The following is a 17299-nucleotide window of genomic DNA, read 5'->3' as shown; positions in this document are numbered from 1 at the left end:
GTATATCAATCTGTAATTCGTATAAGTTGTAAATCATTTCCTTTCACTATTTTTGCGACATAAAATAACAGACTATCTAAAAAGAGTTTATTATGTTGCGAACAATCAGACTTACAACTGCATTTATCTGTTTTACGCTTGTCACCCTGCTGTTTCTCGATTTCACGGGGACGTTGCATACATGGTTCGGGTGGCTGGCGAAAATACAGTTCCTGCCGGCGGTATTGGCACTAAACCTCGGCGTGGTGCTGTTGCTCATTGCATTGACCTGGATTTTCGGGCGGGTTTACTGCTCTGTAATCTGCCCTCTCGGTATATTCCAGGATGTTGTTTCATGGCTGGCGGGGAAACGGAAGAAAAATCGTTTCCGGTATTCCCCCGCCTTGTCCTGGCTAAGATACGGGGTGATGGTGATCTTTATCCTTGCCATGATCAGCGGGTTAGGGGCATGGGCGGCCTTGATCGCACCCTACAGCGCTTACGGGCGTATCGCCTCCAACTTATTCGCTCCCCTCTGGCAATGGGGGAACAACTTTCTGGCCTACTTGGCGGAACGGGCGGGCAGTTATGCTTTCTACGAGACGGAAGTCTGGCTACGAAGCCTCCCGACCTTCATCATTGCCACAGTTACCTTCATTATACTGATCATACTTGCCTGGCGAAACGGACGGACCTATTGCAACACGATCTGCCCGGTAGGTACGGTTTTGGGATTGATCTCCCGTTTCTCCGTTTTCAAGCCGGTTATCGATACATCCGAATGCAATGGCTGCGGCTTATGCGCCCGTAATTGCAAAGCAGCCTGTATCAATGCGAAAGCACACGAGATCGATTACAGCCGTTGCGTCGCCTGTATGGATTGTATCGACAAATGCCGGCAGGGAGCCATCCGATATACCCGCAGAAAAACAGACAAGGCGGAAACACAGACCGCCCAACCGGCCGTAGACAAGCCCGACCGCCGCAAGTTCTTCACCGTATCGGCATTGCTTGCCACTTCAGCCGCACTGAAAGCCCAGGAAAAAGTACAACTCCCGGACAAGAAAGTCGACGGCGGACTGGCCATCATCGAAGATAAAAAGAAACCGGACCGGGCCACCCCGATCACCCCTCCGGGCTCGCTGAGCGCAGCCAATTTCTCCCGACATTGCACCGCGTGCCAGCTTTGTGTGTCGGTTTGTACGAACCATGTGCTGCGTCCTTCGGGAAACCTGCATACATTCATGCAGCCGGAGGTGTCGTACGAACGAGGGTATTGCCGTCCCGAATGCGTCAAATGTTCGGAAGTTTGCCCGACCGGCGCGATCCGTCCGATCACGAAAGCGGACAAAACGGCTATCCAGATCGGACATGCCGTACTGATCCAGGAAAATTGCATCGTCAACCGGGACGGCGTCACTTGCGGCAACTGTGCCCGCCATTGCCCTACCCAAGCGATCCAGATGGTGGCAAAAGACCCGAACGATCCGGATTCGCCTCAACTACCGGTCATCAACGAGGAAAAATGCATCGGCTGCGGAGCCTGCGAAAACCTCTGCCCCTCCCGCCCGTTCAGCGCCATATATGTCGAAGGACACGAACAACACCGGAATATTTAATCAAGAAATAAAAGAATCATCATATATGAAAAAAGACAATCATCAAGCGATAAACCGTCGCGACTTCCTGAAGATCGTAGGGATCAGCACGGCAACCACCGCCCCGTTGCTCTCCGGGTGCAGTCCGGACAGCAGGGTGGCCTCTGGTTCGGGAAGCTCCACCCCCATTCCCACGGACCGGATGACCTACCGCACGACACCGTCCACAAAAGACAAGGTTTCCCTCCTCGGCTACGGATGCATGCGCCTGCCGACCATTGCCAAAAACAGCGCAAGAGACAACGACGACGAAATCGACCAGGAGATGGTCAACCGGCTGACCGACTATGCCATCGAGCACGGCGTGAATTACTTCGACACGTCGCCCGCCTATTGCAAGGGACGTTCGGAACATGCCATGGGGATCGCCCTCAGCCGCTATCCGCGTGATAAGTATTATATCGCCACCAAGCTCTCGAACTTCTCTCCCGACACATGGAGCCGTGAGGCCTCTATCGCGATGTATAACAATTCGCTCAAGGAGCTGCAAGTCGATTATCTCGATTATATGCTGCTCCACGGGATCGGCATGGGAGGTATGGAAGCCTACGAAAACCGGTATGTCAAGAACGGCATGCTCGACTTCCTGCTCGAAGAACGCAAGGCGGGACGTATCCGAAACTTAGGTTTCTCCTATCACGGAGATATAGAGGTGTTCGATTATTTGCTTTCGAAACACGACGAATATCAATGGGATTTCGTCCAGATCCAGCTGAACTACCTGGACTGGAAACATGCCAAAGAGATCAACCCGCGAAACACCGATGCGGAATACCTGTACGGGGAATTGCAGAAACGGGGGATTCCCGCCATCATCATGGAACCGCTCCTCGGAGGACGGCTTTCGAACGTGCACGACCATATCGTCGCCCGCCTGAAACAACGCGAACCGGGACGGAGCGTCGCCTCCTGGGCTTTCCGGTTTGCCGGCTCGTTTCCCGGCGTGCTCACCGTGCTGAGCGGCATGACTTACATGGAGCATCTGCAAGACAACCTCCGCTCCTACTGTCCGTTGCAGCCGTTGACGGAAGAGGAAAACCGTTTCTTGTTCGACACTGCCGACTTGATGATGCAATATCCGACCATCCCGTGTAACGACTGCAAATATTGCATGCCTTGTCCTTACGGGATCGATATTCCGGGAATCTTGCTTCATTATAATAAATGTGTGAACGAAGGGAATGTCCCGCAGAGCGGGCAGGATGAAAACTACCGCAAAGCCCGCCGGGCTTATCTGATCGGGTATGACCGCAGCGTCCCGAAACTCCGCCAGGCGGATCATTGTACCAGTTGCAACCAATGCAATCCGCACTGTCCGCAGGGGATCGATATTCCGAAAGAACTACAGCGGATCGACCGGTTCGTCGAACAACTGAAACAAGAGACGCTATAAAACGAAAGTGCCGTTCCAAGTCGGGAGAGGCACTTTCCGGATCAAAAGCGGTCGTCCCAACTTGGGACAGCCGTTTTTGATCCGGAAAGCAATTGTCCGGAGACTTCCGACTCCTTATTTTCCACAGATATCCTTAAACGGGCAATACGTGCAGGCTTTCCCGTTCGGGGTTTGTACGAACGGCGTTTCCGTCCCGAAGATTTCATCCAGGCAATTCCGCAAGCCGTTCTCAAAATCCGTATGGTAATTGGCGAAGTCCTGGACCTGTTCCGTTTTGAACCGGTCTGTACGGCGGTAAATTCCGGGATCGAAAGAGGGAGAAAAGAGGGTCCGCATGTAATAGATGCCCGGCTGGATAGCAGTTGAATGCGGAACTGATCCATACATACATGCATACATAAAGACCTGCATGACTGCCTTGGCACGATCCGTATCTTCCTTGTCGAAAAGGGCTTCGACAGAGGTAAACTGCGTCGTCCCGCTTCCACTCTTGTAGTCGATGATGCGGACGGCATCACGCACTTCGTCGATACGGTCGATAAATCCTTTCAGCTGGATATTACTTTTATCCGTCAACGGGAAAAGGCATTTTATCTTCTTTTCCGATTCGATATAACGGAAAGGAGTCAGTTTACCGTCCCGTTCCAGCACTTTCTCCACATATTTGCGAATCATCTCGCCGATCAGGAAATTCTGTCCGGTGAGCGGACGGACGATATCCGTCTTAAAGAAAATTTCGGCAAAGGCACGGGCAACCGCCCCCGTCAACATAGGCGTATCTTTGCGGATCGCTTTCAGCAGATCGGCCGTCACCATCTTTCCGCAGAAAGGCTGATACAATTCCTCCATCACCTTATGCAGGATGCTTCCGAAAACATTACTTTCGATCGTCTCGCTTACCTCCTCTTCTTCCCGTATCCCTTCGACAACGGAGAAATAGAATTTAAGCGGACAGTCCAGATAAGTATTGACCGCACTCGCCGATATCGCCCGCGCCCCGCCGTCCCGGAAGGCCGCCAGGCGGTTCATGACCTCCTCCGTCTTAGCCACCTGCAAGGCAGGGGTCTTGGAAGAAGAGACGTTGTAAACGACCAGCTTGTTCCGTATCGGTTCCTCATAATGATAATGCAACTGATGCACGAAACGGCTGACCTCGCCTGTCTGCAACCCGTTGCTCCGGGTATCATAAAGCAGGCTGACATGGCTGGCACGATAAATCAAACGGTAGAAATGATACGCCCAAACACTGTCCTGATGCTCGTATGTCGGCAAACCGAACCCCCGGCGGAGATTATAAGGAATAAATGAGTTAGCCGCTTTCCTCAGCGGGAAAATTCCTTCATTCATCGAAAGGATAATCAACCGGTCAAAGTCGAGCGCACGAGTCTCCAAAACCCCCATGATCTGCAAACCCGAAAGAGGTTCACCATGGAAAGGGATCGTAATCGTGTCCGTCAAACGTTTCAGCAAACGGAAATAGGTCTCGATTTTCATTTCTACATTCGCCTCCCGCATGACTTCCTTCATCCGGTTGACGGTAGCGAAATAATGGAAGATGAACTCCTGCTCAATGTCGGCAATTGATAATTGACAATTGACAATTGACAATTTCTCGTCGCCCTTTTCATCGTCCATTGTGCATTGTCCATCGTCAATGGCCCTGTTAAGCTCCTGCAACACGTTAATCAGGTAATCGGAAAACATTTCCACCTCGGTCACCGGAGTAAAGAGGATGGACAAAAGAGGCGTCTTATTCAGATCGTCATACGATATGTAGATCTTGTTGTTTTCCGAAATGTCTTTCACCAGACCGGAAACCACCTCCGGAGAGGTGGTCGAGATATAGCGATGGTTCAGGATCGGCAAGACATCCCGGAAATAAAACACCGGCCGCCGGTCCACATAACGAACGTTCTTCTGCAAAGCCAAAATATATTCCATCAAAGAAGCCACCGGGGTACCGGCCAACGGATATCCCATCGTCACGTTGATCCGCCTGATCTGTTCGGGGATGGCATTCAGGACCGGAATCAGCAAATGCTCGTCCGGCAGAATCACAGCCGTCCGCAATGCCTCTTCCGCGCTCATTTCATCTTCCTTGCAAAGCTCGCTTAAAATACGGTGCACTTGCTTGGCCTGCCCGATACCGGAAGGGATGCCGATCACGTCAATTTGGGGAGTCGAAAGGGGAGGATCGGGAATGAATTGAGAGGGGAACCGCCGTAAATTGCGCTCCACAAAGTAAGAGGCTTTATTATCCGGATCCGTCACTTTCGGCGAAGCATAATCCCAGCAAAAATCGGCTATCTCCCGTTTCTGCAACTCGGACAGGAAACGTTCTTCAGCCACAGAAAGGGCATTCAAACCGACAAACACGACTCTCGTATAGGGAAGGTCACAACATTCGTTTTTCTCCATCTTTTCGACTACTTCCCTGAAAATCATACCCTCATACCCCTTGCCCTCGGCTGCAAGCGCTTCCCGCAAATCGGTATATAAAGCGTATAAGATCTGCCAGACTGCCAGGAACTGTTCCTGGTTGGGCGTATCTCCTTTCGGGTAGAAAGAAGACCAAAAAGTCCGGATAGCCGCGATCTGTTCGGGACTTAGAAAACTGAAATCATTCTCAATCTCACGAAGGTCTGTCACGTTTGTGAAGAGCATGCGGGCGTCAGCCATGTATTTATCGATATCATCAAAATCATTCAGCAGCATTTCCCCCCAATAGAGGAACTCGTCGAATGTTTCGGAAGAACCGCTATGGCTCAGATAGATATCATACAGCTTAAACAACATGCTGATCCGGTCTGCTGTCTGCTTCCCGCTCAACTGTACAAACAGATCGTTGATCGTCAGGATCGTCGGAGAGAAAAGCGGCTTCTCCGACACTTCCGACAAATACTTCTGAAAGAACAGCCCCGTACGGCGGTTCGGGAAAACAAAAGCCAGACGGCTGACTTCGGCCCCGTATTCAGAATAAAAATGGGATGCAACCTGATATAAGAAGGGTTTCATTGATTGTTTGAATTGGTAAATGCCGATTTATCTGTTACTTTATTGTAATATATTCTCTATTTCCTGTATTTCTTCCTCTGTAAAAACCATGTTTTGCAACGCCTTCAAATTATCCGTCAACTGTGCGACCGAACTGGCTCCTACCAGGACACTCGTTACCCGGTCGTCCTTCAGCAGCCAGGCAAGTGCCATTTCCGCAAGCGTTTGGCCGCGTTGCTTTGCAAGCTCATTCAATCGGCGGATTTTATTCATCTTTTCTTCCGTCACCTGTTCGCGTTGCAGATGGCCTGTAGATTTGGCAGCGCGTGAATTTTCGGGGATACCGTTCAGATATTTGTCCGTCAACATCCCCTGCGCCAACGGCGAAAAAGCGATCATCCCCACCCCTTCCTGCTTCAGCAAAGGCAACAGGTCCGGTTCAGTCCAGCGATCCAGCATCGAATAGCGTGCCTGATGAATCAGGCAAGGCACGCGATGTTCCCGCAAGACAGCAAGCGCCTTTTCCGTCTGCCCGGCATTATAGTTCGAGATTCCGACATACAAGGCTTTCCCCTGTCTCACGATATCGGCCAGCGCCCCCATCGTTTCCTCGATCGGTGTCTGCGGATCCGGACGATGCGAATAGAAGATATCCACATATTCCAGCCCCATCCGTTTCAGGCTCTGGTCCAGGCTTGCCATCAAGTACTTGCGACTTCCCCAGTTACCATACGGACCGGGCCACATATCATATCCGGCTTTCGTGGAAATAACAAGCTCATCCCGATACTGTCCCAAGCCTTTCTTCAGTATACGGCCGAAGTTTTCCTCCGCCGACCCATACGCCGGACCGTAATTATTGGCAAGATCAAAATGTGTAATCCCATTGTCGAAAGCGGTATGCGCAATCTGAATAAAGTTATTGAACACATCCACACTGCCAAAATTATGCCACAATCCCAACGAGACGGCCGGCAACAACAATCCGCTTCGCCCGCAACGCCTGTAAACCATGTCGGCATACCGGTTATCATTTGCTTTGTACATTTCCATATTATGATATTTTAGTTACATGAATCTTTTTCAGGGATACAAATACAATCAAAAACACAAAGATAAAAATAATAACTTGAGTTCGGATAATCCGCTATAATTGCATATGCAAAATAGGATATGCCTTACCTTCATTATCCAATTCTGATTTCGTCACGACATTAAATCCTATATGTTTATAGAAGCCTACCGCCTGGACATTCTGTTCATTTACATCCACTTTGGTCACATGCAATTCATTTATGACATGAAAAATCAATTGTTTGCCAATCCCTTTTCCTCTATAGTCGTTATCAATAAACAACATTTCTATATTATCTTCGGCTATACCAATAAAGCCGACCAAACAGCCTTCCTGCTCGAAGCCCAATAAAGTAACATACGGGAAATAAGATGGCACATGTTCCTTATAATACAAAAAATCTTCTTTTTTCAGGAAATCATGAGTATGTAATACCGCACTTTCCCAAATTTCCATTAAGCGAGGATAATCCGCAGATTCTACTTTTCTAATCATATTCTATTTCTATATTTTATGCTACAAAAGTAATAGAATCCAACCGGAATAAAAGCAATACAGCCTTATTTACTTGATATTTCACTTAAAGTCTTGATGTATGCAGTCGGAGTTACCCTTCCATACGATTTAGCGTTGACGCACCGGCCTGTGGAGGACCACATTGAACAGGCATGGCGGGCACAGGAAGATATTCAGACCGAAGCATGGGGACCGCCGGGTCAAGGCAATTTCCCGTAATGATAAACGAAAGACTCATTATATACCCGCCGTAAAAACAAAAAAAGGCCATCCGTCACGGACAGCCAATCTTCATTGTTAACCTTAAATCTAATACCATGAAAAACACAGTGCAAATATAGACATTTTATGTTATGCAGCATATACTTTTACTTGGAAATCTCGTTTATTTAAATCTATTTAACGAAAACATGCTGCAAAACATAATTAATCAGCACGATTCACAACTGATCGATGCCTCTTTTGCAACTGGCCACACCTCTTCTTTGTATAAAAAAACGACAATATCCCCCTTTAAAAAGGAAATACGACATAAAAATCTAATCCACAAGCACGTACATAAAACTATTGTTTGTTAAAAAATATTACCCTTGCATGTAATTTGATTTAAATGGGATAGAAAATCGTATTAGATGCAGTAGTAGTTTCGATTCAGACCAATGGCTTTCTGAAAGATCGTACAATAAGGGGATGAAAAAAAAGGTTCACCCGATAATCATCGGGAAGAACCAGAACGGGTACAAAATAAAAAAGGCCATCCGTCACGGACAGCCAATCTTCATTGTTAACCTTAAATCTAATACCATGAAAAACACGATGCAAATATAGAGAGTTTATGTTATACAGCATACTAATTCCACAAAAAAGAGCATTCCCTTAACCTGATTTAACTATCCTATGTTTTACAACATAGTTTTCACGCACTTTTGGCTTAATCATGCCCGGCACAGGCAACAGTTGCACCGTCATTGGAACGACCTACAATGCCGAATAAGAACGATCCAAACAAAAAAGGCGACTGCCCGGATGGATAGTCGCCCCTTTCCTATCGATCTTAATGACCGGGAAATCAAACTTACTTGTTGAAACGTTCCTTCAATTTAGCCAGCATATCCTGAGTCATGGAATCCAAGTCGTATTCAGGTTTCCAGCCCCATTCCTGACGGGCACATGTGTCGTCCAGAGAGTTCGGCCAAGATTCTGCGATAGCCTGACGCAACGGATCTACATCATATTCCATCTGGAAGTCAGGAATATACTTTTTGATGTTACTGTAGATAATTTCAGGATCGAAGCTCATGGATGCGATGTTGAAAGAGTTACGATGAACAAACTTCGTAGAATCGGCTTCCATAATTTCAATAGCTGCACGCAGGCCGTCCGGCATATACATCATATCCATGAATGTACCCTGCTTGATCGGACATACGAACTTCTCGCCTTTGGCAGCAGAATAATAGATATCGACGGCATAGTCGGTCGTACCGCCACCCGGAGGTGTCACATAGGAGATAAGTCCCGGAAAACGTACGGAACGGGTGTCGACGCCGAAACGGATGTTGTAGTAGTCACTCAACAACTCGCCTGAAACTTTCGTAACACCGTACATAGTACGCGGGTTACGGATCGTATCCTGCGGAGTCTTGTCCTTCGGCGTGTTATTGCCGAATACGCCGATTGAGCTCGGAGTGAATACCGCACAATGCATTTCACGGGCGACTTCCAATACATTAAACAAACCGCCCATACCGATTTTCCAGGCAAGCTGCGGTTTCGCTTCTGCAACGGCTGACAGCAATGCTGCCAAGTTATAAATCGTATCTACCTTATATTTTGACACAGTCTCAGCAATCTGCTGTTCGTTTGTAATGTCGACAATTGCAGAAGGTCCCGATTCCAGCAGTTCGCCCTTAGGCTCCTGTCCGGGGATGTAACCTGCTACAATGTTTCCACCGTAGATACCTCTCAACTTCATGGTTAACTCTGATCCAATCTGACCGGTAGAACCAATTACTAATACATTCTTCATTGCGTTTGATGTTCTTTTAAGTTTTTTCGATGGCAAAGGTATAGAGAATAAAAACATTCCGGTATGAATTTCTTGTATTTTTTTAGCCTATATATTCAAAAAAAATATGACCTTTGCCGCATCGACAGACAAATCAGAGACAAAGAAAAACTGGTTTCAAGCATCATACATTGCCACTTGTCTGCGATAAAAGAGATATAATTGTCAACTTAATTAAAAATACTAACAAAAAACAAAGTTATGTACGGTAAACTGAAAGATTTCCTTACTCAGGAATTGGCAAACATCAAAGCTGCCGGATTGTATAAGAACGAGCGTATCATCACCACTCCTCAAAGAGCCGACATCAAAGTAAACGCAGGAAGCGACGTTTTGAACTTCTGCGCAAACAACTACTTAGGCCTGTCTGACAACCAGCGTCTGATCAAGGCAGCCAAAGAAGCGATGGACACACACGGATACGGCATGTCATCCGTCCGTTTCATCTGCGGGACGCAGGATCTGCACAAACAGCTGGAAGCCGCTATCTCCGACTATTTCAAAACCGAAGATACGATCCTGTATGCTGCCTGCTTCGATGCCAACGGCGGCTTGTTCGAACCATTGTTCACTGAAGAGGATGCGATCATCTCCGACGCATTGAACCATGCTTCCATCATCGACGGCGTACGTCTTTGCAAGGCAAAACGCTATCGTTATGCCAACGCAGACATGGCCGACCTGGAACGTTGCCTGCAAGAAGCCCAGGCACAACGTCACCGCATCATCGCAACAGACGGTGTGTTCTCTATGGACGGAAACGTGGCTCCGATGGACAAGATCTGCGAACTGGCTGAAAAATACGATGCCTTGGTAATGGTCGACGAATCCCACTCCGCCGGTGTCGTAGGCCCGACAGGACACGGTGTGGCTGAACAATATAATGTCTACGGAAGAGTCGATATCTTCACCGGCACGTTAGGTAAGGCATTCGGCGGCGCTATGGGTGGATTCACAACCGGAAAGAAAGAGATCATCGACATGCTGCGCCAGCGCTCCCGTCCTTATCTGTTCTCCAACTCTGTCGCCCCCGCTATTGTAGGCGCCAGCCTGGAAATGTTCAAGATGCTGAAAGAAAGCGACGCTTTGCATACGAAACTGATGAACAACGTCAGCTACTTCCGCGAAAAGATGCTGGCTGCCGGTTTCGACATCAAGCCGACCCAGTCCGCTATCTGCGCCGTTATGCTGTATGACGCTAAATTATCCCAGGATTTCGCTGCCAAGATGCAGGAAGAAGGCATCTATGTAACCGGTTTCTACTATCCGGTAGTACCGAAAGACCAGGCACGTATCCGCGTACAGTTGTCCGCCGGCCACGAAACAGAACACCTGGATAAAGCAATTGCCGCATTTATCAAAGTCGGAAAAGAACTGAACGTAATCAAGTAAGTTTGTTTTCAGCAAATACAAGAGGCGAGGATCGGAAACGGTCTTCGCCTTTTTCATTAAAATGGGCTATTCTTCAAAAGAAAAGAATTACCTTTGTCCTATCACAAGTAATTTTTATGCAACTCAGTAACTATCATAGCCATTGTACATTCTGCGACGGGCGAAGCACGCCGGAAGACTTCGTTAAATTCGCCGTTTCGCACGGGTTTCGCGCCTACGGCTTTTCTTCCCATTCGCCATTGCCGTTCGAAACTTTCTGGAACATGTCGAAAGACGATATGCCCGAATATCTGATGGAAATAGAACGACTGAAAAAGAAATACAGCGACCGGTTGGAAATATACGTAGGACTGGAAATCGATTTCTTGGACGAGAGCTATAACGCATCCATCCCCTACTTCCGCAACCTGCCGCTCGATTACCGCATCGGCTCCATCCACTTTCTGCCGGTCGCACAACCGCTCGCGGAAAGGAACATGGTGTGCATCGACGGCTCTTTCCGGGAATACAAGAAGTCCGTCGACACCTACTACGACGGGGATATCCGCAAGCTGGTCGCCCATTATTTCAACTCCACGCAGCAAATGATCGAAGCAGGCGGGATCGACATCGTCGGCCACATGGACAAAATATACATGAACGGCCACAAATGTGACGGCTTCGACCTGCAAGCGGACTGGTATCAAAGGCCGCTCAACGACTGCCTGCACCTGATCGCCGAAAAAGGCCTGATGGTCGAAGTCAACACGAAGAACCTCGTGAAGAAACAGGAGGTCTATCCGCACACCGCCTACCTGCACCGCCTACGCGAGCTGGATATTCCGGTGATGGTAAACTCCGACTGCCACTATCCCGACCTGGTGAACGACGGACGGACGGAAGCATTCGGACTGCTGAAAAAAGCCGGGTTCAAATCTACCCGCGAACTGATCGGCGGACATTGGCAGGAGGTGGCGATCTGATGCATTTGTAACAAGAATGTAATATGTATTTCATTCCATCGAAATACGGAACTGCGTCCTTTGCGGATATGAATTGTATTTGTAATAAAAAAGAGACAAAGAGTATGGACATGCCGAAGATTCTTGTAGTGGACGATGAAGAGGATTTATGCGAGATCCTCAAGTTCAATCTTGAGATAGAAGGGTATGAGGTAGACACGGCTTTCAGTGCCGAGGAAGCGTTGAAGATGGACATTGCCTCCTACCAGTTGCTGCTTTTAGACGTCATGATGGGTGAAATATCCGGATTCAAGATGGCCAGTATCCTCAGAAAAGAAGAGAAGACGGCCGACATCCCCATCATCTTCCTGACGGCCAAGGACACCGAAAACGACATGCTGACAGGCTTCAGCTTAGGAGCCGACGACTATATATCCAAGCCCTTCTCCATCCGACAGGTGGCGGCACGCGTGAAAGCCGTGCTGCGCCGCACATCGGACAAGGAGAAAGAGCAGGAAAACGAATGCCTCGAATACGAAACCCTCTCACTCGACACGAAACGCATCAAAGCCACCGTCGACGGACAGGAAATCCCGCTCACCAAAAAGGAGTTCGAGATACTGAAGCTCCTCCTCGAAAACAAAGGGAACGTGTTCTCGCGCGAGGAAATCCTTTCCCGGATATGGAAAGACGAAGTGTACGTGCTCGACCGCACCATCGACGTCAACATCACCCGCCTGCGCAAAAAGATCGGGCCGTACGGGAAGAACATCGTGACGCGGCTTGGCTTCGGATACTGCTTTGAAAATTAAAAATTGAGAATTAAAAATTAAAATATAAACGAGCGGGCACTTGTTCTTACATTCCAAGATGATTTCTTACTTCTTAATTCTTAATTTTTACTTCTTAATTCTTAATTTACCCCATGGTTAAGATAGCATCAACGACAAAAAACAGAATACCTTTCAGCCAGCGGCTTTTCTGGTCGATATTCGCCATGTTCTTAGGGTTCACGGCTTGCTTCCTGCTGTTCCAGTACCAGCGGGAGCGGGAGTTTGCCCAGGAGAAGTTGAATAGCGTATTGGGAAATTACAACTACCAGCTGTTCCGCCGCGCGCAGGAGGCCGAGGACCTCAGCCGGGTGGTCCACCGGTTCATCGGCGACATCCCCCAAAAAGATCTCCGCGTGACCATCATCGACCCGGCGGGGAAAGTGCTGTTCGACAACAGCGGCGCCGAAGAATTCAACAACCATAACGACCGCAGCGAGGTGCGCAAGGCACGCCTCTACAACGAAGGGTTCGCCATCCGCTCGTCCAACTCAACGGGCAAACGCTATTTCTACACGGCGACGAATATCGGCGGGTATATCTACCGTTCCGCCCTTCCCTGGGACCCCTACACGCAGCGTGTGCTGACGATCGATAAAGATTTCATCTACTTCATGGCGTTGATGACGCTGATCTTCTTCTTCGTCCTCTCCCGCTTCACGTTCAGCATCGGGCGGACGATCTCGAAACTGCGCGACTTCGCCCTGAATGTGGAGAAAGGCCGCCTGCCGGAGAGCGAATATGTCTTTCCCAACGACGAACTCGGAGACATATCGAAGAACATCATCGGGCTTTACCACCGCCAGCAGAAAGCCAAGGACGAACTCTCGATGGAACGCGAGAAGCTGATCAAGCATTTCCAGTACGCAAAGGAAGGTTTCGCCATGTTCACGCCGGAAGGCAGGGAGATATTGTCCAATATCCTGTTCGTACAGTTCGCGAACCTGATTTCCGACCTACAGATACGGCAGTCGGAAGACGCGGTCGACATCCCGGAACTGGAGCCGATCCGCCTGTTCCTCTCCACGAACATCCCAAGCACGAACCGCAAGCGGAAAGTCCTGCGCGAATCGGTCACGGTGGACAAGAACGGGAAGATCTTCCTGATCGAATGCATCCTGTTCCTCGACAACAGCTACGAGATCTCCATCCACGACATCTCCCGCCAGGAGGAAGAGAGCCGGATGAAACGGCAACTGACGCAGAACGTGGCGCACGAGCTGAAAACGCCCGTCAGCAGCATCCAGGGCTACCTCGAAACGATCATCAGCAACCCGCAGCTGCCAGACGACAAGCGCCGGTTCTTCCTCGAACGCTGTTACTCGCAGAGCACACGGCTCACGGGACTGCTGCGCGACATCTCGGTGTTGAACCGCCTGGACGAGGCATCCGAAATGTTCGAGCTGTCGGAAGTAAGCATCCCAAAGTTGGTCGACGAGATCGAGAAGGAATGCTCGAAGGAGATGGAGGAAAAGAAAATCACGACAGAGGTGGTCCTTCCGGGTCACCCGACGGTCTTTGGCAACTATTCGCTGCTCTATTCGATCTTCCGCAACCTCTACGACAATGCGATCGCCTATGCGGGCGAGGGCATCCGTATCACGGTGAGTTGCTACAAGGAGGACCCGAAGTTCTACTACTTCAGCTTTTCGGACGACGGCGTCGGTGTCGCGGAAGAGCACGTGAACCGCATCTTCGAACGCTTCTACCGCGTCGACAAGGGCCGTAGCCGCAAGGCCGGCGGGACCGGCCTGGGACTCTCCATCGTCAAGAACGGCGTGAACTTCCACAAAGGACAGATCTCCGCCAAGAGCGGGTCGGGCAAAGGAATGGCATTCTTCTTTACCTTAAAGAAGAGAATTTGACTCCGTGAAGGTGTGTCAAAAGAAAATCCTGTTTACAACAGACATAATTTAGGCACGGATTACGCGGATTACACGGAAAGAGAATAAATTCATCCGTGTAAATCCGTGAAATCCGTGCCTAAAAGATCGTGATCAAGGAGTTTTGACCCACCTCCACTACTCCTTCACGCTATCCACCGGATTCTCATTCGCCGTGCGCCAATTCTGGAAGGAGACGGTCAGGAAGGTGACGAGGAAGATGACGCCGAAAGCCAAGGCGAACACCCACCAGTAGACAGGCGTACGATAGGCGAAATTTTCGAGCCAGCCGGCGGCCGAGAGGTAAGCGACCGGTGTGGCAAGGAGGAAGCAGACCACGACGATCATAAGATACCTGCGGTTAAACATCAGCAGGATATCCGCCACCGTCGCCCCGTAGACCTTGCGGATGCCGATCTCCCGCCGCCGGTACTGCGTCTCGAAGATCACCAGTCCGAAGACACCGACGACCGAGATCAGGATCGCCAGCAAGCTCGCCCCCGTCACCATCTTCTTCACAAACTCCTCGCGGTGGTACAGCCGGTTATAGAGCGCGTCGTAGAACTCCACCTCCAACGGATAGGAAGCATCCAGCCCCGCCACCACCTCGCGAAGGCGTTCGACCGCCTTCGTCACATCCGCCCCCGCCCTGAGACGGATATAGGCATAGCTCAACCATTGGAAGTCATTGCCGGGCGAGACGCAGAAAGCGATGTTCCGTTCCTCTTCCCGGAGCGAAGTCAGCGCCACATCGCCTATGAAACCGGTGATCCGCCCCGGTCCCCACCCCATGTCGATCATCTCCCCGACTTCGAGATTGTTCGCCCGTCGAGCCGTCTCGTTGAATATAAAATGGAAATTGCCATCCTCGTCGTCCAACGGCGAAAAACCGTTCCCATCCGTCACCCTGATCCCCATCACATCGAGAAACGAAGGGGAGACATTCAGGAAGAAACCGGGGAAAGCCTCTTCCTTGTGCGTAAACTCGTACGTCGAATAGGCATCCTCGCCCCCGACCTTCTGGGCGGAGAAAGCAACGCCTTCTATATCGGGATATTTCATCAACTGGTTGGTAAAAGCCTCCTTGTGCCGGGTGCACAGGTCGCGGCTAAGCTCGGTGATCATGATCTGGTCACGGTCGAACCCGAGCGCATAATGGCGCATGAAATAGTTCTGCAACTGGATGATGCACGCCCCGACAATCAAGGCGACGGAGACGATATACTGGAATCCGATCAACGCCGTGCGCAACCGCCGCCCGCTCCGCGACAGCCCGAAACTCCCTTTCAGCACCAGCGCGGGCGGGAAAGAGGTGATATACCAGGCCGGATAGATACCCGCCAGGAGACCCACCGCCAAAGCGATCGCCCCCGTCCACAGCACAATCGGCAGGTTCGACAGCAGACGGATATCCGCCTCCACGAACGACAAGTATTGTCCCCTGTCCAGCAAACAGACCCAGACGAGCGCCAGGAGATAGGCCATCAGGCAAATCCCCGCCGCCTCCACCAGCAATGACAGGCGGAGCGTCGCGTCCGGGCTCCCCAACACCTTCTGCGTGTTGATGCTCCGGATGCGCATGGGGGTAAGCGCCGTACTGAAATTCATGTAATTGACCGCCGCGATCAGCAGGATCAGCCAGGCAATGAGGAAAAGCAAGCGCACCGTCTCCGGGCTTTGCGTCCTGAGCGGACTGCTTCCCCAGACGTCCTGCATATTCATATAATGAAGATCTTCAAGCGGCAGCAACCGGAGGTGCAGATGTTCGCATCCCCAGATTTGCGAGAAATCGAACGTCCGGTTGAAATTGTCCTCCACCGCCCTGGCAGATTCGGGACTATCGAGGAGCAAGTAACAGAGCCAGTTCGACCCGCCCCACTCGGTAGGTTTGCGGTAAGGGGCGTCGATCGCGGAGTAGATCGTATTACCCAGCTGTGTATTCTCCGGGAAATCGCGGTAGACGCCCCCCACCGTCAGGTCGCGGCCCACCTTCGTCCAGACGTTCTCCTTGAAATGGATCTGCCGCCCTACAGCCGGTTCGCCTCCGAACATCCGCCGTGCCATGCTCTCCGGGATAATCGCCTTTTCGGGATCGGCAAGGCAATCCTTGTCCCCTTCGACAAAAGAGAACCCGAACACATCCACGATGGCGGGATGGCAAGTCGTCACCTTCTCGCGAAAACCTTCCGCCTCGCTCCCCTCGCCTACCGAGAGGTAGTTCCGTTTGTCATATGGAGTGATCATCGTCCCCGCCTCGATATGGGGAGAAGAGGCGATCAGCACGTCGGGAAAAGCGCCGGGATAGATCACGCGTCCGTTCGCCATCACACTGTCGCAGAGTTCGGCCAGGAAGATCCGCCCCGCCTTCGGATGGCAACGGTCGAAACGCCGGTCGTAGTCCACCTGCATCATAATCACCAAGAATGCTGTAAAGGCAACAGACAGGCCTATGACATTCAGCCCGGCCGCCATCCGGAAACGTCTGAGGACGCTCAGGAAGTTGCGTAAAAGTGTTTTCATCACTATTTTATTTTTAATTCTTATATTATATGTTACTTTTGGCTTGATCC

General features: G+C 50.3%; 11 protein-coding genes. 6 read left to right on the top strand and 5 right to left on the bottom strand.

Annotated elements, in window-relative coordinates:
• The first annotated feature begins 92 nt into the window (after positions 1-92).
• Together RDN79_RS04760 and RDN79_RS04755 are read left to right on the top strand one after the other, a co-directional pair.
• On the top strand, positions 93-1598 hold the full coding sequence (locus RDN79_RS04760; protein ID WP_298547377.1) for a 4Fe-4S binding protein: 1506 nt from the start codon (positions 93-95) through the stop codon (positions 1596-1598).
• Positions 1599-1623: 25 nt separating this feature from the next.
• A complete protein-coding gene (locus tag RDN79_RS04755) occupies positions 1624-3030 on the top strand; it encodes an aldo/keto reductase (RefSeq protein ID WP_298547379.1) in 1407 nt (468 codons plus the stop codon).
• A gap of 114 nt (positions 3031-3144) precedes the next feature.
• Here the strand turns inward: RDN79_RS04755 and RDN79_RS04750 are convergent, their stop codons facing one another.
• The 4 genes from RDN79_RS04750 to RDN79_RS04735 all read right to left on the bottom strand — a co-directional run bounded on the left by RDN79_RS04750 (position 3145) and on the right by RDN79_RS04735 (position 9644).
• Positions 3145-6045 carry a PD-(D/E)XK nuclease family protein gene (locus tag RDN79_RS04750; RefSeq protein WP_298547382.1) on the bottom strand — a complete coding sequence of 967 codons (2901 nt, stop codon included), beginning with the start codon at positions 6043-6045 and terminating at the stop codon, positions 3145-3147.
• Positions 6046-6084: 39 nt separating this feature from the next.
• Positions 6085-7077 carry an L-glyceraldehyde 3-phosphate reductase gene (gene mgrA / locus RDN79_RS04745; protein ID WP_298547384.1) on the bottom strand — a complete coding sequence of 331 codons (993 nt, stop codon included), beginning with the start codon at positions 7075-7077 and terminating at the stop codon, positions 6085-6087.
• 94 nt (positions 7078-7171) lie between these two features.
• Positions 7172-7594, bottom strand: a complete 423-nt coding sequence (locus RDN79_RS04740) for a GNAT family N-acetyltransferase (RefSeq protein WP_298547387.1) — start codon at positions 7592-7594, stop codon at positions 7172-7174.
• Between the two features lie 1096 nt (positions 7595-8690).
• Positions 8691-9644 carry an NAD-dependent epimerase/dehydratase family protein gene (locus RDN79_RS04735; protein WP_298547389.1) on the bottom strand — a complete coding sequence of 318 codons (954 nt, stop codon included), beginning with the start codon at positions 9642-9644 and terminating at the stop codon, positions 8691-8693.
• Between the two features lie 240 nt (positions 9645-9884).
• On the opposite strand from RDN79_RS04735, the gene kbl reads away from it, so the two are divergent.
• The 4 genes from kbl to RDN79_RS19045 all read left to right on the top strand — a co-directional run bounded on the left by kbl (position 9885) and on the right by RDN79_RS19045 (position 14711).
• Positions 9885-11075 carry a glycine C-acetyltransferase gene (kbl, locus tag RDN79_RS04730; protein WP_005642511.1) on the top strand — a complete coding sequence of 397 codons (1191 nt, stop codon included), beginning with the start codon at positions 9885-9887 and terminating at the stop codon, positions 11073-11075.
• Positions 11076-11191: 116 nt separating this feature from the next.
• Positions 11192-12037 carry a histidinol-phosphatase gene (locus RDN79_RS04725; RefSeq protein WP_298547393.1) on the top strand — a complete coding sequence of 282 codons (846 nt, stop codon included), beginning with the start codon at positions 11192-11194 and terminating at the stop codon, positions 12035-12037.
• A gap of 104 nt (positions 12038-12141) precedes the next feature.
• Positions 12142-12828 carry a response regulator transcription factor gene (locus RDN79_RS04720; RefSeq protein WP_298547396.1) on the top strand — a complete coding sequence of 229 codons (687 nt, stop codon included), beginning with the start codon at positions 12142-12144 and terminating at the stop codon, positions 12826-12828.
• Positions 12829-13730: 902 nt separating this feature from the next.
• Positions 13731-14711, top strand: a complete 981-nt coding sequence (locus tag RDN79_RS19045) for a sensor histidine kinase (protein WP_374044482.1) — start codon at positions 13731-13733, stop codon at positions 14709-14711.
• A gap of 156 nt (positions 14712-14867) precedes the next feature.
• Here the strand turns inward: RDN79_RS19045 and RDN79_RS04710 are convergent, their stop codons facing one another.
• Positions 14868-17249, bottom strand: a complete 2382-nt coding sequence (locus RDN79_RS04710; protein WP_298547403.1) for an ABC transporter permease — start codon at positions 17247-17249, stop codon at positions 14868-14870.
• Between the last annotated feature and the right edge of the window lie 50 nt (positions 17250-17299).

It is taken from the genome of uncultured Parabacteroides sp. (assembly GCF_902493135.1).
Taxonomy (GTDB): domain Bacteria; phylum Bacteroidota; class Bacteroidia; order Bacteroidales; family Tannerellaceae; genus Parabacteroides.
The sequence above is the reverse complement of the archived record's forward strand: the minus strand, read 5'-3'. Positions and strand labels throughout refer to the sequence as shown.